Here is a 22,143-nt window from a genome sequence, read left to right as displayed (position 1 = left end):
TTGTCATGATTGTAAACGCCGCCATGCCATCAGCGGATGTAAATTTTTGTCAAGGACAGTCGATTGGCCGACCATAAAATCTTTGCCGGGCCGCGCATTCGTCGCATCCGCAACGCCAAGGGCCTGACCCAGACGGCGATGGCCGAAGGGCTCGGCATCTCGCCGTCCTATCTCAATCTCATCGAGCGCAACCAACGGCCGTTGACGGTGCAACTGATCCTGAGACTGGCGTCCGTCTACAAGGTCGACCCACATGAATTGCAGGGCGAGGCGAGGGGTTCGGTCGCCGATTTGAAGGAAGTGTTTTCAGATCCGTTGCTGGCCGGCGAACTGCCAGGCGACCAGGAACTCATCGAGCTTGCCGAGGCGGCGCCCAACGCTTCCGCCGCTGTGATAAAGCTGTTTCGCGCCTATCGCGAGCAGGCCGCGCGGCTATCCGATCTCAACGAGCTGCTCGCGCGTGAGGGCAAAGCCACCGCACTCTCCGGCGCCCGGCTGCCGATCGACGAGGTGCATGAGATTTTCGAACGCCGGCCGAACCATTTTACCGCGCTCGAAGAGGAAGCCGAGGCATTCACGTCGGTGCTCGATCCCGGCGACGATCTGTTCAGTGCGTTGAAGGCTTGGCTGCGGCGTGAATTCGGCGTCGTCGTCAAGGTACTGCCGGTCGCCACCATGCCCAACTGGCGCCGTCGCTATGACCGTCACTCGCAGCGCCTGTTCCTGTCCGAGCGCCTGTCGCCATTCGATCAGTTGCGCGAGGTGGCGATGGAGGCCTGCCTGATCCGCATGAGCGTTGCTGTCGCTGCCGAAATCCAGGCGCTGAAGCTGACCACAGACGAAGCCCGCCGGCTCGCCCGTTTCGAACTCGGCCGCTATGCCGCGCACGCGCTGATGATGCCCTATCAGCCTTTTCACGCCGCTGCGGTCCGCGCCCGCTATGACATCGACATGTTGCGGTCGCGCTTCGGCGTTTCCTTCGAGCAAGCGGCGAACCGGCTGACCACGCTGCAGCGGCCGGGTGCGTCGGGCGTGCCATTCTTCATGCTCGAGGTCGACAGTGCCGGCAATCGCTTCCGCAAGGCGGGCAGCCACGGCTTTCCGCAAAGCCGCTTCGGCGGCGGCTGTCCGAAGCTGCCGGTCCATACCACCTTCGCCCAGCCCGGCCAAATCCTGGTCGAGGCCGTGGAAATGCCCGATGGTGCGGCGTTTCTCTGCATCGCCCGCACGCTCGAAGGCCCGCAGGGCTCGTTTGCCGAGCGACCGCGCCGCACCGCGCTGCTGCTCGGCTGCGACATCGGTTTTCGCGATGAGATCGTCTATGGAGCAGCGTTGCCGGGGCCGGCCGCCATCGGCAAGGCCGGACAGAACGCCACTGTGTCCGCGACGCCGGTCGGCCCTGCCTGCCGGCTGTGTGAACGCATCGGCTGCCTCGCCCGCGCCGAGCCACCGCTGACACGCCCGCTCGGCCTCGACGAGATGGTGACGGGACTGTCGGCGTTCGATTTTCAGTGACGGCAAACAGAGTTGCCGGGGATCGTGCCGCGGGCGCATTCTTCTATCGGCTACCGCTGCCTATCAGAACGTCCATTTCAATCGTCAGCGGCTCTCCAGGGCTCGGCGAAGCTAGCCCGCGCCAGACCTCCTCGCGCACGATGTGCTTCATATCCGGAGGAAGCTGGACATACTCCTGACCGCTCAATGTTGCGCCCTTGGCGATGCCGCTGAAATAGTCGTCGAAGGACGAGAACTTGATGGGCCGCGTTTCGAGCTGGACGTCAATCTTTCGAAACCCGGCGCGATAGAGCAAATCATGCAAGCATGTGGCGTCGGGGACGGAGAAGAAGCGATTTAGCTTTTCAGCTTTCTCAGGGGCATGGCGGGCGATTACCGCACCTATTCTGGCGAACAACGAACGCTCTGGCGTCGTTGTCACGCTAACTGCAGTCCAGCCGTTGGGGCGCAGAACCCGGCGAAATTCCGAAAGCGCTCCAAGCTGGTCCGAGAAGAACATGAGCCCAAGCTGACAGGTCACTGTGTCGAACCGACGGTCCTCATAAGGAAGCGCGTGAGCGTCGAACGTAGCGAGGGTGATTGGCTGGTCTTTCAAATTGCGTTTGGCGGATTCGAGCATGGCCGGCGAGATGTCGCCGCCAATCACGGCGCCGGAAGGGCCTACAATGATGGCAGCGGCTTGCGCTGCCGCTCCGGTGCCCGTTGCGACGTCGAGCACGCGATGGCCAGGCGCAATCCGTGCTGCCTTCAGCAAGGACGGGATAAACGAGTTCGTCGCACGGGCGAACAACTCGTCATAGCCAATCGCCGCCGTTTTGTAGAATGGCTCATCCATGGGGGCGCCCTATACATTTGCACCGCACGTCGAGCATGGGGCGTCTGTCGATGATCGGGCATCTCTGTGCACCTGTCGGTGCGCCAAATGGAACACGATGCTGGATCACTCCCCATCCCCGTCTTTGCGTTACGCGATTAAGGCACGTTTCTGTCGTCCGCTGTGCATCGTGCCGCCTCGAAATCGCCGACAGTCCGACTCATGACCGACATATCATCACCGCAGATCGCTGTTTCGCCTCCGCGAAATGAGGAGCGTATCGGTTTCCTGCTGGTGTTCCTGTCGGCCCTGATGTGGAGCCTCGGCGGTACCATTGCCCGTTTCATCGATGCCGGCGACAGCTGGACGGTGGTGTTCTGGCGCTCGGTCTGGGCCGCCGCCTTCCTGCTCTGCTTCATGGTCTGGCGCGACGGCTGGCGTGGCACGCTGAAGCTGTTTCGCGGCATGGGCCTGGCCGGCCTTGCGGTGGCGTTTTGTTTCGCCACGGCGTCGACCTCTTTCGTCGTGGCGCTTGCATATACCACCGTCGCCAACATCCTGTTGATGCAGGCCGGTGTGCCGCTTCTGGCGGCGTTGTTTGCCTGGGCGCTGTTTCGCGAGCGGGTGGCCGTGGCGACCTGGCTGGCGATCGCCGCCGTCATTGCTGGCGTCGCCATCATGGTCTCGGAATCGCTCGATGGCGCCGTATCGCCGATCGGCGACGGGCTGGCGCTGCTCATTGCCGTCATGTTCTCGATCGCCACCGTCATCACGCGCCGCTTTGCCCATGTGCGTATGACCCCGGCGACCTGCCTCGGCACGATGCTGGCGGCCGCCTTTGCGGCCTCCCAGGCGTCGGCACTCGGCGTTTCCAGCCACGATATGGGCTTTCTCTTTGCCTTCGGCGTGGTCAATCTGGGGCTCGGCCTCGCCTTCTTCGCCACCGGCGCCCGGCTTGTTCCGGCGGCCGTCGCGGCGCTGCTCGGCACGTTCGAGCCGATCCTAGGCCCGATCTGGGTCTGGCTCATTCATTCCGAGGTGCCGTCGGCGCGTACCATCGTCGGCGGTGCGGTTGTCGTCACGGCACTCCTCGTCCATATCGGGCTCGAATTCAAGCGCCAGACGCGGCCGCAACGGGCGGGCGTCACCGGTGTGCCTTCGCCTAATTGATGCAGCGCGCGCGCCAAAGCGAGATGGACCATTGACAATGTCGCAGCCGCGCGGGCAGGCTGCGATCACGGCAACAACAAGACAGGCGTATCTTGCCAAGTCTCCATGCCGGCTGCATCGAGGCCGGACAACATCGTCGTCTCCCTGCGCGCGCCGTAGCGAAAGCTTCTGACGGCGCCGCAACACCACCAACGCCACGCCAAGTCTTCACTGTCGCCTCGTCGCCGAACCATAATGGCGCCGGCAATTCGCGCTTGTCGCCTGCCTGCAAGCTCAATACCCTGAAGCAAATGCCCAGCCGGGCGCACGCCGCGACGAGCTGGCGACGGAACACTCATCAAAGGAGAATAGCATGACCCGCAAAGCGCTCTGGCTTTCGGCGACTTCGGCGTTTCTGGCAGTTTTTACCTTGGGCGTGCATGCCGAGGACCGTGTCGTCAATGTCTTCAACTGGTCGGACTATATCGACAGTTCGATCATCGACGACTTCACCAAGGAAACCGGCATCAAGGTCGTCTACGACACCTATGATTCCAACGAAATTCTCGAAACCAAGCTGCTTGCCGGTGGTAGCGGCTACGATGTCGTGGTGCCGACGGCAAGCCCGTTCCTGGCCCGTCAAATCCAGGCCGGGGTATATCAGAAGCTGGACAAGTCGAAGCTGCCCAACCTTTCCAATATGTGGAACGTGGTGATGGAGCGGGTTGCGAAGTTCGACCCCGGCAACGAATATTCGGTCAACTACATGTGGGGGACCACAGGCATTGGCTACAACACCGAGAAAGTGAAGGAAGCCCTCGGCGTCGATAAGATCGACAGCTGGGATGCGGTCCTGAAGCCGGAGAATATCGCCAAGCTCGCCAATTGTGGCGTGTACTTCCTGGATTCGCCTACAGACATTTTTCCGACTGTGCTGAACTATCTTGGCCTCAAGCCTGACTCGACCTCTCCTGACGACCTTGCCAAAGCCACAGATCTCATGCTGAGCATCCGGCCATCTATCCGCAAATTCCATTCGTCGGAATACATCAACGCGCTCGCCAATGGCGACATCTGCGTGGCTGTCGGATTTTCGGGGGATCTCTTCCAGGCCCGCGACCGTGCGGCGGAAGCGAAAAAGGGGGTCGACATCGCCTACACGATTCCAAAGGAAGGTGCGGAAATGTGGTTCGACGAAATGGCGATCCCGGCCGATGCACCGCATGTCGCCGAGGCACACGAATTTCTGAACTACATGATGAGACCAGAAGTTATTGCCAAATCCACCAACTTTGTCTTCTACGCCAATGGCAACAAGGCCTCTCAGCCGCTCGTCAGCAAGGAGATCCTTGATGACCCGGGCATTTATCCGGATGACTCGACGCTGGCCAAGCTGTTCACTGTCGGTCCATATGACCCCAAGACGCAACGTCTCGTCACCAGATCGTGGACCAAGGTCATCACGGGACAATAGTGATCTGACGCGACCCCGGTGGCTGACTGCCGGGGTCGTCTTTTAGGGACGGAATCAGGCACGGAGTGGGACATGAAATCGCTTGGCAGCATCCGCAGGGATTTCGCGCCATGGAACGATCCGAATGCCAAGCCATACATCCAGTTCGACAACGTCACCAAGAAGTTCGGCGACTTCACTGCCGTCAACAATCTGTCGCTGACCATCTTCGAACGCGAATTCTTTGCCCTGCTCGGGGCCTCGGGCTGCGGGAAATCGACGCTGCTCAGGATGCTTGCCGGCTTTGAGGAACCGACCGCCGGCCGTATCCTGCTCGATGGCCAGGATCTGCGCGGCATCCCGCCATATCGGCGGCCGGTCAATATGATGTTCCAGTCCTACGCCTTGTTTCCGCACATGACGGTCGAGAACAACATCGCGTTCGGCCTCAAGCAGGAAGGCATGGCCAAGGCCGATATCGACAAGCGCGTCGCCGAGATGCTGAAGCTGGTCAAGCTCGAGCAGTTCGCCAAACGCAAGCCGCACCAATTGTCGGGCGGCCAGCGCCAGCGTGTCGCACTGGCCCGCTCTGTGGCCAAGCGGCCGAAAGTCCTGCTGCTCGATGAGCCGCTTGGCGCACTGGACAAGAAGCTGCGCGAGGAAACCCAGTTCGAGCTGATGGACCTGCAGCAGAACCTTGGCCTCACCTTCGTCGTCGTCACCCATGACCAGGAAGAGGCGATGACGATGGCCGACCGCATCGCCATCATCGACAAGGGCGAGGTGATGCAGGTGGCGACGCCGGCCGAGGTCTACGAGGCGCCGGGTTCCCGCTTCGTCGCCGGCTTCGTCGGCAATGTGAATATGTTCGACGGCAAGATCGCGGCTGGCGAGGCCGGCAGCGCAAGCATCGACGCCGGCAACGGCATCACCATCCGCACCGAAAATGCCGGCCGTGCCGCCGCCGGAACGTCCGTTACCTTTGCTATCAGGCCGGAGAAGATCAAGGTTTCCTCCACGAAACCGGCTGGTGCCGTCAATGCCATCGAGGGCGAGGTCTACGACATCGCCTATCTCGGTGACATGACCGTCTATCACGTCAGGCTGGATGACGGTCAGGTGGTGCGGGCAAGTACCATGAACGCGGCACGCATCACCGAGGATCCGCTGACCTGGAACGACCGCGCCTGGGTTTCCTTCCGACCCGACGCCGGCGTCGTGCTGACACGGTAGGGACTGATCATGTCCGCTGTCACCGCCGCAACAAGCTCCTCGGCAAGCGCTGCCGGCAAATCCGCCTTGGCCAGGCTGGGAGCGGCTTTGGTTAGCCGTCTCGTCATCATCATCCCCTACCTCTGGCTGCTGTTCTTCTTTCTCGTCCCCTTCATCATCGTCTTTAAGATTTCGCTGTCGCAGACCGCGATAGCCATGCCGCCCTACACGCCGGTGCTCGATTTCCGCGACGGCGTTTCCGGGGTTGTCGCGTGGTTTGGCGCGCTCAATTTTGACAACTACATCTGGCTGACGCAGGACGCGCTCTACTTCAACGCCTATGTGACGAGCGTCATCGTCGCCGCCATCTCGACGGTCCTGACGTTGGTGATCGGTTATCCCATCGCCTATGGCATGGCACGCGCTCCGGCGACGATCCGCCCGACCTTGCTGATGCTGGTGATCCTGCCGTTCTGGACCTCGTTCCTGATCCGTGTCTACGCCTGGATCGGCATTCTCAAGCCCGAGGGCCTGCTCAACGAGCTGCTGCTCGCCACTGGCATCATCAGCCATCGGCTGATCATCCTCAACACCTACACGGCGATCTTCATTGGCATCGTCTACTCCTATCTGCCGTTCATGGTCCTGCCGCTCTATTCGGCATTGGAGAAGATGGACAATTCGCTGATCGAGGCCGCCAAGGATCTCGGCTGCCCGCCGACCAGCGCCTTCTGGAAGATCACGTTCCCGCTGTCGCTGCCCGGCGTCATCGCCGGCTGCCTGCTGGTGTTCATTCCCGCCGTCGGCGAGTTCGTCATCCCCGATCTGCTCGGCGGCTCACAGACACTGATGATCGGCAGGACGCTGTGGAGCGAATTCTTCGGCAACCGCGACTGGCCGGTGTCGTCTGCCGTTGCCGTCATCTTGCTGCTGCTGCTGATCGTGCCGATCATGCTCTTCCAGCGAGCCCAGGCGCGTGCCCAGGAGCAGGACCTATGAACGCTACCTGGAGCCGCTTCAACATCGTTTCGATCGTGCTCGGCTTTGCCTTTCTCTACCTGCCGATCGTCCTGCTCGTCGTGTTCTCTTTCAACGAGTCGAAGCTGGTCACCGTCTGGGGCGGCTTCTCGACGAAATGGTACGTGTCGCTGTTCCACAATCAGGGTCTGATGGACGCCACCTGGGTGACGGCGCGCGTCGGCGTCATCTCGGCCACCGTGGCGACCGTGCTCGGCACTCTGGCCGCGCTCACCCTGACGCGCTACACGCGCTTTCGCGGCCGGCTGCTGTTTTCCGGCATGGTGTTTGCGCCGCTGGTCATGCCGGAAGTCATCACCGGCCTGTCGCTATTGCTGCTCTTCGTCGCTGTCGGCTTCGACCGCGGCTTTCTCACGGTGACGCTTGCCCACACCACGCTGACCATGTGCTTCGTCGCTGTGGTGGTCCAATCGCGCCTGATCACGTTCGATCGTTCGCTGGAAGAAGCCGCGATGGATCTCGGTGCGCCGCCGGTAAGGACCTTCTTCCAGATCACGCTGCCGGTCATCATGCCGGCGATCGTCTCTGGCTGGATGCTGGCCTTCACGCTCTCGCTCGACGACCTGGTTATTGCCAGCTTCACCTCGGGGCCTGGCGCCACGACGCTGCCGATGAAGATCTACAGCCAGGTCCGCCTTGGCGTGACGCCGGAAATCAACGCGGCGTGCACCATTCTGATCGCGGTCGTCGCAGTTGGCGTGATCATCGCTTCGCTCGCAAACAAACGCCGCGAGGTGCAGCGGCAGCGCGACGAGCAGGCGGCGCAGCGAGGTTGAGTTCCTGCTGCCTACTCGCCTGAAACACCGCGACTTATCGGCGAGATGAACGGCGTGCTCCAGGTGCCGCCGACGAAGAACGACGACTGCTGGGGCGCTTGGCCGTTCGTCTGCGTGGCAGCCTGGCTCGGCTGGACGATGCCGCCGGACAGCGCCAGCCCGCGTCCGGCATAGGATGCGATGCCGGAAAGCCAGATCTTGTATTGCGCGGAATTCACCTCGGCCTTGTCGATGCGCGCCACGCCGTTCGAAACGCTCGCCTTGAGCTCGGCCCCGTCGATCGGCAGCGTTCCGTCCGAGACGTCGTCGAGCGCGAAGAATCCGCCCTGTTCGGTGTGCTTGAGGAACGCCGGCAGGTTAAGCCGGCTCAGCGCACCCGCGCCGAAGGTCGCGGACAGCGAGCCATTGGCGTTTTCGAAAATGGAGTCCCAGGTTCTGCCCGGCCCCTTGAGGATGACCGAAACGGTTCCGGTGCCGATCGGCACCAGCCGCGTCATCCCGGCCGCGGTGCCGAAAGCGCCGCCGTCGATGTCGGAAGCAAGCAGCCGGATCTCGACTTCCGTGCCGGCGGGCTTGCGGTCGAAACGGACGCTGCTTTGGACGTTGCCGCCAAAGGCGGATGCATCGGAGATGTCGAAGACGGCGAGGCCGTTCTTGACCTGGGCGGTGGCGGCGACGTCGGCAAGCTGGATTGCACCTGCCGTGGCATGCGCGGCGGACAGCCTGAGATCGAGATTGATCCGGTCGGCGAAGCTTGTGTCGATCTCGCCCGGACCGGCGGCGCCGGCGGATGGTACGGGGGTAAAGGCGGAGAGAAACGATCTGAGGTCGAGCGTATCGAAGGCAAGTGTGCCGGAGATCACCGGCAGTGCCTCGCCGTAGGTGAAGTCCAGCGCGCCCATTCCAGGGTTGTTGTCGAGGGTCAGGGCCGTATTTTCGAATTTGATGCGCCCGGCCGTCGTGGTGATCTTGCTTGAAACCGAGATCGAGCCGATTGCCGCACCGGGCGCGATGCCGGCCTGCGACCATTCGAGCACGCGTCGCAGCGAAGGTGCGGCAAATTTTGCCTGGCCGTCGAAATAGCCGTTCTCCGACATGCTGGCCAGCCCGTCGAAGGAAAAGCTGGCCGGCGCCGCCTTGAAGGAAAGCGTGACCGGTGCTGCGCCGCCGCCAAACAGCACAAGCGGGTTCGGCGATGCGGCGTCGACGGAAACGCTTTCGCCGCGCCATATCCCGGTTGCCGACAGCGTCGCATTGCTGTTCATCGCGGCCCAATTCGCCTGGCCGCTCAGGCTGCTCAATATCTCCTGGTCCTTGCCGCCGATGGCGGCGACCACGCGGCCGTCCCTGAACTCGACTGTGCCGAACGGATCTGCCGGCAGCTTGCCGAGATCCGGCTTGGCGGGATTTGTGTTGATCACCGCGCGGGCAGCATCGATCGAACGCGTAATGCGCCCGCCGCTCGGAATCGCAGGCAGGAAAAACCCGCTCGCGGTACGCTGAACCCTGATCGTCGGTCGCACCAGCCGCGCAGTCGAAAACACCACGTCGCCACGCAGCGCCGCCATAGCCGAGAGGTCGACCTCGACCCGCTCGGCCTCGATCACAGGCGGTGCATCCGTCTCTGTCCATTGCGACAGCGTCACGTCGCTCAGGATCGCCCGGAAATTCGGCCAGACCTCGATGCGCGGCGCGCCGTCGATGGTGACCCTGAAACCGCTCCAGGCGCTCATTTCCCACGCGATGCGGTCACGCACGATACGGGTCGAGGCGATCAACGGCAAGGCTGCGACAACCAGCGCGATGACGATGACGGCTGCGCCGATCGCCCATATTCCGCGTCGGATCAAAGGTGATGGCATATCGCCCCGTATGCTTCCATTCCGACAAAATCGCCCGACGGGTGTAACCGACGGCTGACGCATTTCAAGTCTTTATGGCCCGGCGATGGCATTTGCGCACACCCTGACCGGCGCGGTCCAACAAAATCTTGCTCTGCTGCATCGCGATATGCATAAGCGATGCAGCCTGCGGAGGAACAATGATGGCCGACGACGCACCGCTCTGGATGCCGACGCAAGAGCAGATCGACGCAGCGCCGATGACCGCCTTCATGAATGCCGCGGCGAGCAGGGCCGGCAAGGCTTTCTCTTCCTATGCCGACCTGCATCGCTGGTCGATCGATGACCGCGAGACCTTCTGGAGCCTGGTCTGGGACTTTTGCGGCATCGTCGGCGACAAGGGCGAACGCGTGCTGGTCGATGGCGACAAGATGCCCGGCGCGACCTTCTTCCCTGACGCGAAGCTGAACATCGCCGAGAATCTCCTGAAGAAAACCGGGCTTGGCGACGCCATCGTCTTTCGCGGCGAGGACAAGGTCGAGCGGCGGCTGTCCTGGAACGAGCTGCATGCGCTGACCTCGCGCCTGCAACAGCTCTTCCTGTCGCTCAAGGTGAAGAAGGGCGACCGCATCGCCGCGATGATGCCGAACATGCCGGAGACCGTTGCGGCGATGCTGGCTGCCGCCTCGATCGGCGCCGTCTGGTCGTCCTGCTCCCCCGATTTCGGCGAGCAGGGTGTTCTCGACCGGTTCGGCCAGATCGAGCCTGTCGTGTTCATCGCGCCGGACGGCTATTGGTACAATGGCAAGGCGATCGAAGTCGCCGACAAGATCGCGGCCGTGGTGGCGAAGCTCGCCACCGTGCGCAAGGTCCTGATTATCGATTATCTCGGCACCTCGACCGACGTCGCGGCAACCATCGGCAAGGCGGCTGCGCTGGAGGAGGCGCTGTCACCCTTTGCCGCCAGGCCTGTCAGTTACGAAGGGCTGCCGTTTTCGCATCCGCTCTACATCCTGTTTTCGTCAGGCACGACCGGCATCCCCAAATGCATCGTCCATTCAGCCGGCGGAACGCTGATCCAGCACGTCAAGGAAGAGCGGCTGCATGCCGGCCTGCTCGACGGCGATCGCTTCTTCTATTTCACCACCTGCGGCTGGATGATGTGGAACTGGCTGGTGTCGGGCCTGGCGTCGGGCGCCACCTTGCTGCTCTATGACGGCTCGCCTTTCTACCCGGACGGCAATGCGCTGTTCGACTTCGCCGATGCCGAGAAGATGACCTACTTCGGCACCTCGGCCAAATTCATCGATTCCGTGCGCAAGGCCGGCCTGAAGCCGATCCACACGCATGATCTTTCCAGTATGCGCACCATCTCCTCGACCGGCTCGCCGCTGTCGCCGGAAGATTTCCGTTTCGTCTATGAAGGCATCAAGAAGGACGTGCATCTCGCCTCGATCTCCGGCGGCACCGATATCGTCTCCTGCTTCGTGCTCGGCGTGCCGATCGAACCGGTATGGCCCGGCGAGATCCAGGGACCCGGCCTCGGCCTTGCCGTCGACGTCTGGGACGATGATGGCCGTCCGCTTCGCCAGGAGAAGGGGGAGCTCGTCTGCACCAAGCCGTTTCCGGCAATGCCGATCGGCTTCTGGAACGACCCTGACGGCAAGAAATACGAGGCCGCCTATTTCGAGCGCTTCGACAATGTCTGGTGCCACGGCGATTTCGCCGAATGGACCGCCCATGGCGGGCTGATCATCCATGGCCGTTCCGACGCCACGCTCAATCCGGGCGGTGTCAGGATCGGCACGGCGGAAATCTACAATCAGGTCGAGCAGATGCCGGAAATCCTCGAAGCGCTATGCATCGGCCAGGATTTCGACAATGACGTGCGTGTCGTGCTGTTCGTGCGGCTGGCTGCCGGCGTCGAGCTCGATGCCGAGCTGGAAAAACGCATCCGCGCGAAAATCCGCACCGGGGCGAGCCCGCGCCATGTGCCGGCCAAGATCGTCGCCGTCAGCGATATTCCGCGCACCAAATCGGGCAAGATCACCGAGCTCGCGGTCCGCGACATGGTGCATGGCCGCGCCATCAAGAACAAGGAAGCGCTCGCCAATCCCGAAGCGCTCGAGCTGTTCCGCAATCTGCCGCAGCTTGCCGACTGAGCATGAAGCCCGGGCTGGAACCGGGTCATGGTTAACGAAATGTCTCCGCGGAATTTACCTAGATTTCATGAGTGGTACACATTGGTAAATTTTCCGGCGTGCCGGTAAGGATTTGTTAAGGCCCGGCATCGATAGTCGTGCGTAACTTGAGGGAGAAATCCCGTTCCTCTTAGCCCCCAGAGGATCTGATTCGCTCAAGCCCCCGTTGTGACAGCAATTCTATCATTCAAGGCGTCCCATTGGACGCCTTTTTTCTTTGCGCAGCCATAGACCTAACCGGCCAGCACGCGGGTCGAGGGGAAGGCGACTTCGACCAGGGTTCCCTCGCCGGGCGTCGAGTTGATGGTGAACCGGGCACGGTTCGCTTCGACCATCGCCTTCGTCAGCGGCAGCCCGAGACCGGTGCCGTCGCCGCGGCCGCGCTTCAGCGCGTTGATCTGCTTGAACGGCTTCAGCGCCTGCTCGATCTCGGACTGGCTCATGCCGATGCCGGTATCGCGCACGCGCATGACGACGTCGCCGGAGAGCTCATAGGCGGTCGACACGATCACCTGGCCGCCGGCCTGCGTGTAGCGGACGGCGTTCGACAAGATGTTGAGCGCGATCTGCCGCACGCTGCGCAGATCGGCCACCACTTCCGGCAGTCGCGAGGCGAAGCTGGAGCGGATGATGACGCGTTCCCGGTTGGCTTGCGGCTGCATCATCGCCACGGTCTCGGCCAGCGTGTCGTTGAGCGACACCGCCTCATAAGCCATCTCCTGCTGACCGGCCTCGATTTTCGAAATGTCGAGCAGGTCGTTGACCAGATCGAGCACGTGGTTGCCCGAACGGTTGATGTCGCGTAGATAGTCGCGATAGCGGTCATTGGCCACCGGCCCGAATTTCTCGTCCACCATCAGCTCGGAAAAGCCGATGATGGCGTTGAGCGGCGTGCGGATCTCGTGGCTGATGCGGGCCAGGAAATCCGTCTTCTGCGACGAGGCGCGTTCGGCGACCGCGCGCGCCTGGGTCAGGTCCTCTTCGGCGCGCTTCCACTGGGTAATGTCGCGCACCACCGCGCAGAAGCCGCTGTCGTTGGGCAGTCTGCCGATGGTCATGAACAGTGGGATGAAGCGCCCCTGCGCCTCGCGTCCGATCACCTCGCGGCCATCGTTCATCACGCTTGCAACGCCGGGCTCCGACAGCCCCTCGAGATAGTCACGCGCCGCGCGCTGGCTTTCGATCGCAAACAGCGAGATGAACGGTTTGCCGGTCACCTCGTCGCTGTCGAAGCCGAACAGCGCTTCCGCCGGACGGCTAATTGAACGGATCGTTCCGTTACGGCCGATCAGCACGACGCCGTCGGTGGCGGTATCGATGATGGTGCGCATTTCGGCGATGCGCGCCTTGAGCTCGGAAACATCCGGCCGCGTTTGATCGTCGGCGGCGCCATGTGGAATGGCTGCTGCTTCGTCGTCGCCGGAACGGCGTACGACCAGCATCAGCGCCTTGCCGCTCCCCCAGGGGACGGAGCGTAAAATCGCGTCGATCGGAAATTCCTGACCGTCGCGCGTCTTCAGCCGTAGAGCGCGGTCGCTACCGTCCGAACTGCCGTCGTCGGCATAAGGATCGGCAAACAGCGCGCCGAGCCCGCCGGCCTCGTCCAGCGCGTCGAGCGTCGCATAACGGGTCAGGCCAAGGAATTCCTCGTTTGCGTAGTGCAGCTGGTCGCCGGAATGGATAAGCACCGGCACTGGCAGCTTGCCGAGGATCGAGGTATCCGGCCCCTTGTTGTCCTCTCCGGCAAACGCCGACGGCACGAAGCCGTCGAGTTTGAGCGGTGGTGCCAGCGGCCGCCCGATGGGCGGCACCTGGCCGGCAACGTCGGCTGCGGCTGTGCTGTCCTCGGACCAATCCTCGCTGTCCTCGGCGTCACGGAAATCTTCGGCCGTCATGCTGTCGTCGTCGCCATCCTGCGGCGCTTCGGCGACGATCGTTCGACGGTTCGTGCTGGGCTCAACGCCTTCCTGCGCTTCATCGCTGGGTTCGCGGTCGGCATAGCCGAGCAGCGATCCGGAAACAGGGCGTGTGACGGGTTCGCCGGCTTGCGCCTCTGCTGCCGTCTCGTCGGGTTGCTCGCCGTCGAGCCGGGCAAGATCGTTCTGGTCCTCGGCATCGGCCTCGGGCGGTTCGGCCGCCTCGCTTTCCGGACTTGGCGCCGGCATTTCACCCTTGTCCGTCGGACCGGCTTTTTTCAGCTTTGGTTCGTCGGCCTTGCCGGCTGCCTCGACTTTGGTCGCGGTCTCCGCAGCCGGCTTTGGCTTCTCGGCGCTGGGCTGTTCGTCTACCGGCTTTTCGGCCGGGGTGCTGTCCTTCTTGAGACGCTCGCCAATCTCGCGAAACGCGCTGCGTTCCAGCGTCGACAGGCCCTTGTCGTTGGCCGGCTGCCGGTGCTCGGCCAGCCGGATCACCTTGTCGGCAAAGCGCCGCTCGGGCTTTGGCACGATGGTCAACGCCGGCACTTCGCCCCGGAACGGATCGGCGGCTTTCGGTGTCTCGGGGGCAGGTTCAACGGCTTCGGGCCCGACCGCGGCAGGCTTCTCCTCGGCGACAAGGGCCATGCCGGCCGCGTCGGGATCGATCACCGCATCGCTGCTGCGGGCGACGCCGAAACCGCGAAAACCTTCGAAAACGCGGCTGCGGCTGTAAACCGGGAGCGCCGCCAGATCGACGGGTATCTTCAGATCGGTGCCGGCGACCGGCCACAGCACGGAGCGGCCGGACCAGGTGTCGCGCCGTTCGAGCAGGCCGGCGATCTCGCCTGAAGGATCGAGGCCGTAGGCGGCTGAAACGTCCTCGAAGCGGCGGCCGATCACGTCGGCTGCGGGCTTGCCGACGAGTTCGGTAAATTCCGGCGACAGGGCACTGAACCGGCCCTCTGCGTCGGTACGCCAGACGAAACGCATGGGCGCGGCCGTACGATCAATCGCGGGGCCGCGGCCTTGGGCCCGGGAAGCGGCTTTGATCGCTTGTGTGGCGCTTTCCTGCGGGGCGTCCAGACCGGCCGGCGAAGCGGCGGGGCTGGCTGGTGTCTCGGCTTCGCCGAACACACCTGCCCCGGGCGGGACCTGCGTGTCGTCGCCCGCATTGAAGTACCAATGGTCATGCTGCGTCGGCGTTTCGCCAGCCGTGTGCTGATTGTCGGCCCCCGAAACCTGCTTGGCTGTGTCGGCAGGCTCGTGCTCCGCCGATGCGGAGCTGCCTTCGATCGCCGCAAGGTCGATCTCCGCCGCGCCGGTGGTGGTGATTGGCGGCTCGGCGATTGGCTGCTCGTTGTCCTGGTCCGTTGGTTGGGGAAGACCGCTCGGCGCCGCTGCTGCCTCGCTGCCGGCTTCCGCGCCGGCGCGCTCGCCAACAGGAGCCTCGCCGTCAAGCCGGTCCTCGTCGATCACCACAAGCAGGTGCCGCTCGTCCGTCAGCCGGGCAAAGCCTGCCGGATAGGAATTGGACCCGCCCGGAACCAGGCGCTTGACGATGCGGTCGCTCTCATTCGCCACGTCGGCGACAAGCGCGGCCAGCGTCTCAGGCCGGATGCCGAGCGACGAAAAGCCGTCCGACGCGGCGTCGATATTGCCCTTGGCATCGACAAAGGCGATGTAGTGGCCGTCTTCGGTAAAGCCGCTGATGGCGCGATCGGCGATCTCGGCCGCGCTGCGCGAGCCGGTCTGCGCCGCCGGCAACGCCAGCATGATTGCTTCCTCGCCATCGGGCATGGTCACCGCGCTGGCCAGGAAACCAACCGCGCGGCTGGTCAGCCCGGTCGCCAGGCGGACCGTGATGGCACGGTCGCGGCCGATCCGCGGAAAACCGCTGGTTGCCATGATCTGGCGCCTGGCGATCAGCGGCAATCCTGCCGAAGCGCCGATGATGGCTCCGATGTCCGGATAGCCGAATACCGCTGCGCCGGGGCCGTTGGCCCATATCACCTGCTCGAGATCTGCCGACAGAATGGCGATCGCGTCGCCGGCGGCGAAGCGCAGGCGGACCGCGTCGAGCACGGCAACATCGAGGAAGGAGTAGTTTTCAGCCGGCATGCGCTTGGCGACCCTCACAGAGCGGGCAATTTGCGGTTAACGCTTTGTTAATAAAAGCCGACGGCGCGAAGGTCCACAAGTCATAGCGTGCAACCAGCGGAATCTCTAGGCGCGTGGTTAACGTCGCGAAACAAATAATCAATGGTGCGATGCAACAAACATGTTGCAATGCACAAAATTTGCCTTTATATTGCCACGATAGATGAACGAGACGGCTTTCTGTCAAAGCCGCTGCCGCTGAAAAGGATGGAAAATGTCCAGGACCAAGACCGCCGACACGATCGAAAACGTTGAATTCCCAAGCTTCGACGCTTCCAAGGCCACCGATCAGATCCGCGCCTTCGCCGAAAAGGGCGTCGAGCAGTCGAAAGAGGCCTATGCCAAGCTGAAGACCGGCGCCGAGGAGACCCAGAAGGCTCTGGAGTCGACCTACGAGACCGCCAAGACCGTTTCCAGCGACCTGTCGCTCAAGACCATCGCCGCCCTGCGCGCCAATGCCGAGGCCGGCTTCTCGCATTTCGAAGCCCTGATTGGCGCCAAGTCGCTGTCGGAAGTCGTCGAGCTGCAGACTGCGTTCCTGCGCAAGCGCGTCGAAATGACCGTTGAGCAGGCCAAGGACTTCCAGGCGGTTGCTGCCAAGGCGGCCGAGGACGTATCTAAGCCGATCAAGACCGCCTTCGAGAAGGCCGTGAAAGAAATTAAGATCGCCTAATATTTGCACACAGTTTGACGATGCATCAAAAGGTCGCATTTCGTCAGACAAATAGATGTGCGATATAGCGGTTTAAGCGAATACCCGGCGGGTGGAACCTCCTCCCTCTGCTCACCGGGATAACCAGCCAGCACCTCCTCCCGCTGGCTCGTAACAGGAAAAGGCCGGCACCTCCTCCCGCCGGCCTTTTCTTTGTCCGGCGAAAAATGACGCGATGCCGGAGCGATCTTTTGCTTTGCCAAAAGCCTTGAATTAAACTCCGATAGCCCGTATGGACGCATCGCCGAACGACAGAGCGGGTCCCGGAGAATGAACGTTCCGTCTGGATATCGCTCGGGCAAGCGTGCCGTTGTAGCTCAGATGGTTAGAGCGCCGGATTGTGGATCCGGAGGTCGCTGGTTCGATCCCAGCCAACGGTACCATTCAGCTTTCAGCCAGGTTTCTGACCAATAGCGCCAAGCGATCTCTACGACCCTGGCGCGGTCACCTGCGATCCCGCCTGACGCGCACCGCGCAGGTGATCCACAAGGGCTCTCAGCTTCGGCGCGATATTCCGTCGGCTGGGAAAATAAAGATAGAAGCCCGCAAACGGCGGAAAATAGTCGTCGAGGATTCGCACAAGCTCGCCGCGGTCGATCCAGGGGCGGAATGTGTCCGCCATGCCGAACGTGATTCCGGCGCCTGCAACGGCCAGCCGGATCATCAGCCACATGTCGTTAGTGGTGATCTCGGGCGCAACCGCCACGTCGAACTCGCGCCCGTCCTCGCCAAACTCCCACCGATAGGGCGAAACTCCCGGCGCCGGCCGCCAGCCGATACAACGATGAGCCACAAGCTCGCGCGGATGGGCGGGTGCTCCGAACTTTTCGAGATAGCGCGGGGCGCAGACGGCCATCTGTCGCTGATCGCCCGATACCGGCACGGCAATCATGTCCTGCTCGATCACTTCGCCGAGCCTCACGCCCGCATCATAACCTTCGGCAACGATGTCGAATTCCTCGTCGGTGACCACGATATCCAGATGCACCTCGGGAAATCTTTCTGCAAAGGACGCCAGCAACGGCCCTGACAGAAACGTCTCCGCGATCGACGAAACCGCGATCCGCAGCCGGCCGCGTGGGCGGTCCAGAAACTCCGTGGTGGCTTCGATTGCCGCGTTCACGTCGGCGATCGCCGGTGCGACGCTCGCCAGCAGGCGCTCGCCCGCCTCGGTCAGATTTACGCTGCGTGTCGTGCGCTGCAGCAATGCGATGCCAAGGCGCTGTTCAAGCCTGAGGACGCTCTGGCTGACCGCCGAGCGCGTCACGCCCAGCCGGTCTGCCGCAGCGCGGAAATTGCGTTCCTCGGCCACTGTGACGAAGACGGCAATTGCATTGAGATCGATGTCCATTGGTTAGCTAAACTTACCATCGAGGTTACCAGCGGGCGGGTTATCGCGACAATGCCATGGCTCTATCTCTGTCGCAATGGCAAGAAAGGCTTGATCCTCCCGATCAAGCCGATGCCGGATGACCAAGGAGATAACCCATGACATCACTGCCTTCCTCCTGGAACCTGGATGGAAAAGTCGCCCTCGTGACGGGCGCGGCACGCGGCATCGGCCGCTGCACGGCGGAGCTGCTGCGTGCCAGGGGTGCCCGGATCGTGGCAAGCGATCTCAGCGACACTGTACGTGAATTGGAAGCCGAGGATGTGGCAACCCTGGTCGGTGATGTCGCTGACGAGGCTCTGGCCAGACGCTCGGTCGAACTCGCGGCGAAGCGCTTCGGACGACTGGACATCGTCGTGAACAATGCCGGTCGCACGCTCAACAAACGTCTGACGGAGACCTCGGTCGACGACTATGACCGCATCCTGCAGATCAATGCGCGCGGCAGTTTTGTCACCGCTCGGGCTGCGGTGGAGTTGATGGCCGCCGGCGGTGGTGGCGCGATCGTCAATGTCTCGTCGATCTCGGCCGTCGCGGCCTTCGAGACGCAGGCGGCCTATGCATCCTCCAAGGCGGCAGTCGCACAGCTGACCAAGGTGATAGCGATCGAATACGGGCGCATGGGCATTCGCTGCAACGCCGTTGCCCCTGGCGTGATCGAAACCGACATCATGGAAGGCGTGGTGGAGAATGGCCGGGAGATGCTGCGCAGCTTCGGCGATGCGCATCCGATCGGCCGGATCGGCCAGCCGCAGGAAGTTGCCGAGGCCATCGCCTTTCTTGCCTCGCCGGCGTCCAGCTTCATCACCGGGTCCCTGCTTCTGGTCGATGGCGGCTACACCGCCCAGTGACCCCAAATAAGGCTGGCGCACTGCGGGAGCTCACCCGCACGCCATCCTTCACATCGTGAAAATAACCGCTGAACCAAAAGGATTATCTCGATGACCATGAACAAAGTTGTTCTGATCACCGGTGCCTCCAGCGGCATCGGTGCTGGCATCGCCCGCGAACTTGGCGCGGCAGGTGCAAAGCTGATGCTTGGCGCACGGCGCACCGACCGCCTTGAAGTCCTCGCAGCCGAAATCGAGGCAGCTGGTGGAATCGTTCGCGTACGAGCGCTCGACGTCACCAAAAGGGCGGATGTCGCAGCATTCGCCGATGCTGCGCGGGCCGAATGGGGCCAGGTCGACGTCATCGTCAACAATGCGGGCGTCATGCCGCTCTCGGCCATGGCAGCCATGAAGGTCGACGAGTGGGAGCTGATGGTGGACGTCAACATCAAAGGTGTTCTGTACGGCATCGCGGCGGTCCTGCCGGAGATGACGGCACGCGGCTCCGGGCATATCATCAATATCGGTTCCATCGGCGCACTGGCCGTCTCGCCCACGGCTGCCGTTTATTGCGCAACGAAATACGCTGTCCGCGCGATTTCCGATGGGCTCCGCCAGGAGAGTGACGATATCCGCGTAACCTGCATTCATCCTGGCGTGGTGGAAAGCGAGCTGGCCAACACGATCTCCGACGAAGCCGCTGCCGCCGCCATGAAAACCTGGCGTGCTATTGCCCTGCAACCCGATGCCATCGCCAGGGCAGTGCGCTACGCAATCGAACAGCCCGACGATGTCGACGTCAACGAGATCGTCGTGCGTCCGACGAAGGCGGCGCATTGATGCGATCCACTTTGGCCGCAATGCTTACGGGTATTGCCGTTGCTGTAGCCCCAACCGGCCTGACCCTTCCTTCAACTCCAATCCTTGCGGAGGAATCAATGACGCGCCAAGATCACCCCTATGTCGGAATGTGGGTCACCGAGGATCGCCATATCAGGCACGAACTCCTGCCGAACGGCCGTTATGACGAAGCGCGCGGTGACCGCGAGAGCGCCTATCGGGGACGCTATGAAGTGCAGGGAAACCACATAGAATACTGGGACGATACGGGCTTCACCGCGGACGGAGAGTTCGTCGAAGGCGTTCTCTATCATGCCGGCATGATCCTTTATCGCCAGCGGTAGAGAGCCACCCTGAGACAAGCAATTCAGGGTTCCACAAGACGCTATTGCATGCCTTGCATGAGGCGCTCGGCAGTTTGCACCACAAGGCCCGCCACACCACATATCTCCCGGCAAGCGCGGCGGAAAGAAGCAGGATCGCGGGCAGAGTCGACATTGCAAATGGTTGTCACTATATAGCGGCGGCTTTGACGGCTCGCCTTTTACCTGGTGCCGGCGAGTGCGCGGTAAATGTGCTAGCTATTGTGTTATCTATTGTGATCTAAAACGGCTTGAAAACCGAAAAAAAGCAAATAGAAACAATAGCGCGGGTCAAACGAGTTTCGTCGAGAGAATCAGTCCTCAAGAACCAGAACGTGCTCCTTGAACCCACCATTCCCTTCAGCTCTGTGGACCTCGGACAAGTTCGGCTTGCCGGGCGAAGCCGACTCGGCTCGAATGGCAGCACGCATCTTTTCGAAGATGCCGACGTTTATGATTACCAATCGGCATAGCCGCTAGGGAAACAGCAGTATGAGTGAACACGCGATCGAGTTCTTGCGCGGGTGGATTGGCGAAAAAGTCCATTGCCAGCCCTCGCCAGCCAGAATCGAGAAGCAGGCCGAGACCCTCGCCAGGGAATGTGCGGCCAAAGCTGCCGAAGCCGGCATACCCCTGGAGGATATCCAGGAAGAGGTCGGCGACATTCAGGAGCTCATTGCTTCGAGGCTCGAAGAGGCGGCCGAGGCCGATCAGGACGAGCAGAATTCCAACAAGCCTGCCGGCTGACGGATCGCCCCCGGCAAAACCTGCCGGGCGATTATTGCCTGTCTGATGCAGTTGCGCGGTCTTATCGCCGCGCAGCCTTGCCAAATCTCTCCTCGAGCCATGCTTTCGGCAACGCCGGCACGAAATTGCCGTCGCGCCCGGTCATGTCATCATTGGCGACCAGCGCGTTGAGGATGGCTTCCTCCACGCTCTGAACGACGGCGTCGAAGAACGGGTTGATGTCGGCATCCGGTATGTAGCCGGCGCTGACCAGCTTGCCGGCGGCGCCGCGCGCCGCATCGGCATTGGCCGTGCTGACGGCGAGAAAAATATCGCCGGATGAATTGTATCCATAGCCGCCGGTCAGCGCGACGCCGAGCGGCACGCGTTTCGCCAGTCTTTTCAACTGATGCGGCATGAATGGCGCATCGGTGGCGACGATCGCGATGATCGAGCTCTTTTCCGCTCGCGGCGTGTTGTCCCGGATCGCCGGTTCGGCGAGTTCCGCTCCGGCCCTGACGCCACGCACGACAAGGTTCCGCCGCGCACCGAAATTCGACTGGACGAAGCAGCCGATCGTGAAACGCTCTCCGTTCCAGTCGACGCTGCGCGAGGATGTGCCCGATCCCGCCTTGAAGCCAAAGGTGATCATGCCGGTGCCGCCGCCGACGCTGCCCTCTTCGATCGGCCCGCTTTCAGCCGTCTCGAGCGCCGAAAATACATGCTCGAAGCTCACATGGTGGCCGTTGATGTCGTTTAGAAAGCCGTCATAAGTCTCGCCCGCTACCGGCAGTGCCCAGGCGCTGTCGAGCGATTGCGGCAGCACCTTCTGCATCCAGCGCAGCGTTGCGTCGCGGCTGACGCCGCAGGAATGCGTGTTGGTGATGGTGATGGGAAGATTGAACGCTCCGAGTTCCTCTATCAGATGCGAGCCGGTCAGTTCGCCATTGCCATTGGCGCTGAACACGCCGGCGAACGCCGGTACGGCCAGTTCGCCCCTGGGCCGTGGCAGGATCGCGGTCACGCCGGTGCGTACTGGACCCTTGCCGACAACGGGCGGCCCGTCCCCTGAGATCAGCGTGGTATAGCCGACCGTCACGCCAGGCACATCGGTGATGGCGTTGAAGCGGCCCGGCGTGCCATCGAATGGGATCGCGAAGGCGCGGGCGCGCGGTTTGCCCGAGGGCGTCGCAAGATGAGGGTCGGTCATT

General features: G+C 62.4%; 17 protein-coding genes and 1 tRNA gene. 13 read left to right on the top strand and 5 right to left on the bottom strand.

Annotated features, from left to right (window positions below; all coding sequences use genetic code 11):
* Positions 1-63 precede the first annotated feature (63 nt).
* Entirely contained in the window at positions 64-1,515 is a 1,452-nt protein-coding gene (locus NKH91_RS30250) for a helix-turn-helix domain-containing protein (protein WP_352885457.1), read from the top strand.
* Positions 1,516-1,558: 43 nt separating this feature from the next.
* Here the strand turns inward: NKH91_RS30250 and NKH91_RS30245 are convergent, their stop codons facing one another.
* Positions 1,559-2,305, bottom strand: a complete 747-nt coding sequence (locus NKH91_RS30245; protein WP_352482383.1) for a class I SAM-dependent methyltransferase — start codon at positions 2,303-2,305, stop codon at positions 1,559-1,561.
* A gap of 246 nt (positions 2,306-2,551) precedes the next feature.
* Here NKH91_RS30245 and NKH91_RS30240 point away from each other — a divergent pair, with 246 nt between their 5' ends.
* From NKH91_RS30240 to NKH91_RS30220, 5 genes are all read left to right on the top strand, one after another.
* Positions 2,552-3,499: a DMT family transporter gene (locus NKH91_RS30240; protein ID WP_352885458.1), complete on the top strand. Its 948-nt coding sequence runs from the start codon at positions 2,552-2,554 to the stop codon at positions 3,497-3,499.
* A gap of 352 nt (positions 3,500-3,851) precedes the next feature.
* Positions 3,852-4,952 carry a polyamine ABC transporter substrate-binding protein gene (locus tag NKH91_RS30235; protein ID WP_352791200.1) on the top strand — a complete coding sequence of 367 codons (1,101 nt, stop codon included), beginning with the start codon at positions 3,852-3,854 and terminating at the stop codon, positions 4,950-4,952.
* 72 nt (positions 4,953-5,024) lie between these two features.
* Positions 5,025-6,164 (top strand): ABC transporter ATP-binding protein, encoded by a 1,140-nt coding sequence (locus tag NKH91_RS30230; protein ID WP_352885459.1) that lies wholly within the window; start codon positions 5,025-5,027, stop codon positions 6,162-6,164.
* Positions 6,165-6,173: 9 nt separating this feature from the next.
* Positions 6,174-7,142: an ABC transporter permease subunit gene (locus NKH91_RS30225; protein WP_031194151.1), complete on the top strand. Its 969-nt coding sequence runs from the start codon at positions 6,174-6,176 to the stop codon at positions 7,140-7,142.
* Positions 7,139-7,957: an ABC transporter permease gene (locus NKH91_RS30220; RefSeq protein ID WP_352791192.1), complete on the top strand. Its 819-nt coding sequence runs from the start codon at positions 7,139-7,141 to the stop codon at positions 7,955-7,957. Before NKH91_RS30225 ends, NKH91_RS30220 begins: the two co-directional genes overlap by 4 nt.
* Positions 7,958-7,968: 11 nt before the next feature.
* On the opposite strand, the gene NKH91_RS30215 is transcribed toward NKH91_RS30220, so the two are convergent.
* Entirely contained in the window at positions 7,969-9,819 is a 1,851-nt protein-coding gene (locus NKH91_RS30215) for an AsmA family protein (RefSeq protein WP_352885460.1), read from the bottom strand.
* Positions 9,820-10,001: 182 nt separating this feature from the next.
* On the opposite strand from NKH91_RS30215, the gene NKH91_RS30210 reads away from it, so the two are divergent.
* On the top strand, positions 10,002-11,960 hold the full coding sequence (locus tag NKH91_RS30210) for an acetoacetate--CoA ligase (protein ID WP_352885461.1): 1,959 nt from the start codon (positions 10,002-10,004) through the stop codon (positions 11,958-11,960).
* 272 nt (positions 11,961-12,232) lie between these two features.
* Here the strand turns inward: NKH91_RS30210 and NKH91_RS30205 are convergent, their stop codons facing one another.
* Positions 12,233-16,033, bottom strand: a complete 3,801-nt coding sequence (locus tag NKH91_RS30205) for a PAS domain S-box protein (protein ID WP_352885462.1) — start codon at positions 16,031-16,033, stop codon at positions 12,233-12,235.
* A 253-nt stretch (positions 16,034-16,286) separates the two neighbouring features.
* Here NKH91_RS30205 and NKH91_RS30200 point away from each other — a divergent pair, with 253 nt between their 5' ends.
* Both NKH91_RS30200 and NKH91_RS30195 read left to right on the top strand, forming a co-directional pair.
* Complete coding sequence (locus NKH91_RS30200; RefSeq protein ID WP_352482378.1) at positions 16,287-16,745, top strand: phasin; 459 nt, start codon at positions 16,287-16,289, stop codon at positions 16,743-16,745.
* A gap of 345 nt (positions 16,746-17,090) precedes the next feature.
* Positions 17,091-17,167: transfer RNA gene (locus NKH91_RS30195), tRNA-His, on the top strand.
* 44 nt (positions 17,168-17,211) lie between these two features.
* On the opposite strand, the gene NKH91_RS30190 is transcribed toward NKH91_RS30195, so the two are convergent.
* Entirely contained in the window at positions 17,212-18,135 is a 924-nt protein-coding gene (locus tag NKH91_RS30190; protein WP_352885463.1) for a LysR family transcriptional regulator, read from the bottom strand.
* Positions 18,136-18,272: 137 nt separating this feature from the next.
* Here NKH91_RS30190 and NKH91_RS30185 point away from each other — a divergent pair, with 137 nt between their 5' ends.
* From NKH91_RS30185 to NKH91_RS30170, 4 genes are all read left to right on the top strand, one after another.
* Positions 18,273-19,025 carry an SDR family NAD(P)-dependent oxidoreductase gene (locus NKH91_RS30185; RefSeq protein ID WP_352592555.1) on the top strand — a complete coding sequence of 251 codons (753 nt, stop codon included), beginning with the start codon at positions 18,273-18,275 and terminating at the stop codon, positions 19,023-19,025.
* Between the two features lie 90 nt (positions 19,026-19,115).
* The gene (locus NKH91_RS30180; protein WP_352493844.1) at positions 19,116-19,844 is read left to right on the top strand and encodes an SDR family oxidoreductase; all 729 of its coding nucleotides are present in this window, start codon (positions 19,116-19,118) and stop codon (positions 19,842-19,844) included.
* A complete protein-coding gene (locus NKH91_RS30175; RefSeq protein WP_502895967.1) occupies positions 19,844-20,188 on the top strand; it encodes an Atu4866 domain-containing protein in 345 nt (114 codons plus the stop codon). The genes NKH91_RS30180 and NKH91_RS30175 overlap by 1 nt, the downstream gene beginning before the upstream one ends.
* Positions 20,189-20,698: 510 nt before the next feature.
* Positions 20,699-20,953 (top strand): DUF768 domain-containing protein, encoded by a 255-nt coding sequence (locus NKH91_RS30170; protein ID WP_023719384.1) that lies wholly within the window; start codon positions 20,699-20,701, stop codon positions 20,951-20,953.
* A gap of 61 nt (positions 20,954-21,014) precedes the next feature.
* On the opposite strand, the gene NKH91_RS30165 is transcribed toward NKH91_RS30170, so the two are convergent.
* Positions 21,015-22,142: a DmpA family aminopeptidase gene (locus NKH91_RS30165; protein WP_352885464.1), complete on the bottom strand. Its 1,128-nt coding sequence runs from the start codon at positions 22,140-22,142 to the stop codon at positions 21,015-21,017.
* Between the last annotated feature and the right edge of the window lies 1 nt (position 22,143).

The organism is Mesorhizobium sp. M0894, assembly GCF_040319725.1.
Classification (GTDB): domain Bacteria; phylum Pseudomonadota; class Alphaproteobacteria; order Rhizobiales; family Rhizobiaceae; genus Mesorhizobium.
The sequence above is the reverse complement of the archived record's forward strand: the minus strand, read 5'-3'. Positions and strand labels throughout refer to the sequence as shown.

Bases quoted from the DNA above. Each gene is read 5' to 3' on its own strand.
- NKH91_RS30225 (WP_031194151.1), top strand. From the start codon at position 6,174: ATGTCCGCTGTCACCGCCGCAACAAGCTCCTCGGCAAGCGCTGCCGGC.
- NKH91_RS30200 (WP_352482378.1), top strand. From the start codon at position 16,287: ATGTCCAGGACCAAGACCGCCGACACGATCGAAAACGTTGAATTCCCA.
- NKH91_RS30215 (WP_352885460.1), bottom strand. From the start codon at position 9,819: ATGCCATCACCTTTGATCCGACGCGGAATATGGGCGATCGGCGCAGCC.
- NKH91_RS30240 (WP_352885458.1), top strand. From the start codon at position 2,552: ATGACCGACATATCATCACCGCAGATCGCTGTTTCGCCTCCGCGAAAT.
- NKH91_RS30180 (WP_352493844.1), top strand. From the start codon at position 19,116: ATGACCATGAACAAAGTTGTTCTGATCACCGGTGCCTCCAGCGGCATC.
- NKH91_RS30185 (WP_352592555.1), top strand. From the start codon at position 18,273: ATGACATCACTGCCTTCCTCCTGGAACCTGGATGGAAAAGTCGCCCTC.
- NKH91_RS30230 (WP_352885459.1), top strand. From the start codon at position 5,025: ATGAAATCGCTTGGCAGCATCCGCAGGGATTTCGCGCCATGGAACGAT.
- NKH91_RS30220 (WP_352791192.1), top strand. From the start codon at position 7,139: ATGAACGCTACCTGGAGCCGCTTCAACATCGTTTCGATCGTGCTCGGC.
- NKH91_RS30165 (WP_352885464.1), bottom strand. From the start codon at position 22,142: ATGACCGACCCTCATCTTGCGACGCCCTCGGGCAAACCGCGCGCCCGC.
- NKH91_RS30205 (WP_352885462.1), bottom strand. From the start codon at position 16,033: ATGCCGGCTGAAAACTACTCCTTCCTCGATGTTGCCGTGCTCGACGCG.
- NKH91_RS30175 (WP_502895967.1), top strand. From the start codon at position 19,844: ATGCGATCCACTTTGGCCGCAATGCTTACGGGTATTGCCGTTGCTGTA.
- NKH91_RS30190 (WP_352885463.1), bottom strand. From the start codon at position 18,135: ATGGACATCGATCTCAATGCAATTGCCGTCTTCGTCACAGTGGCCGAG.
- NKH91_RS30235 (WP_352791200.1), top strand. From the start codon at position 3,852: ATGACCCGCAAAGCGCTCTGGCTTTCGGCGACTTCGGCGTTTCTGGCA.
- NKH91_RS30170 (WP_023719384.1), top strand. From the start codon at position 20,699: ATGAGTGAACACGCGATCGAGTTCTTGCGCGGGTGGATTGGCGAAAAA.
- NKH91_RS30210 (WP_352885461.1), top strand. From the start codon at position 10,002: ATGGCCGACGACGCACCGCTCTGGATGCCGACGCAAGAGCAGATCGAC.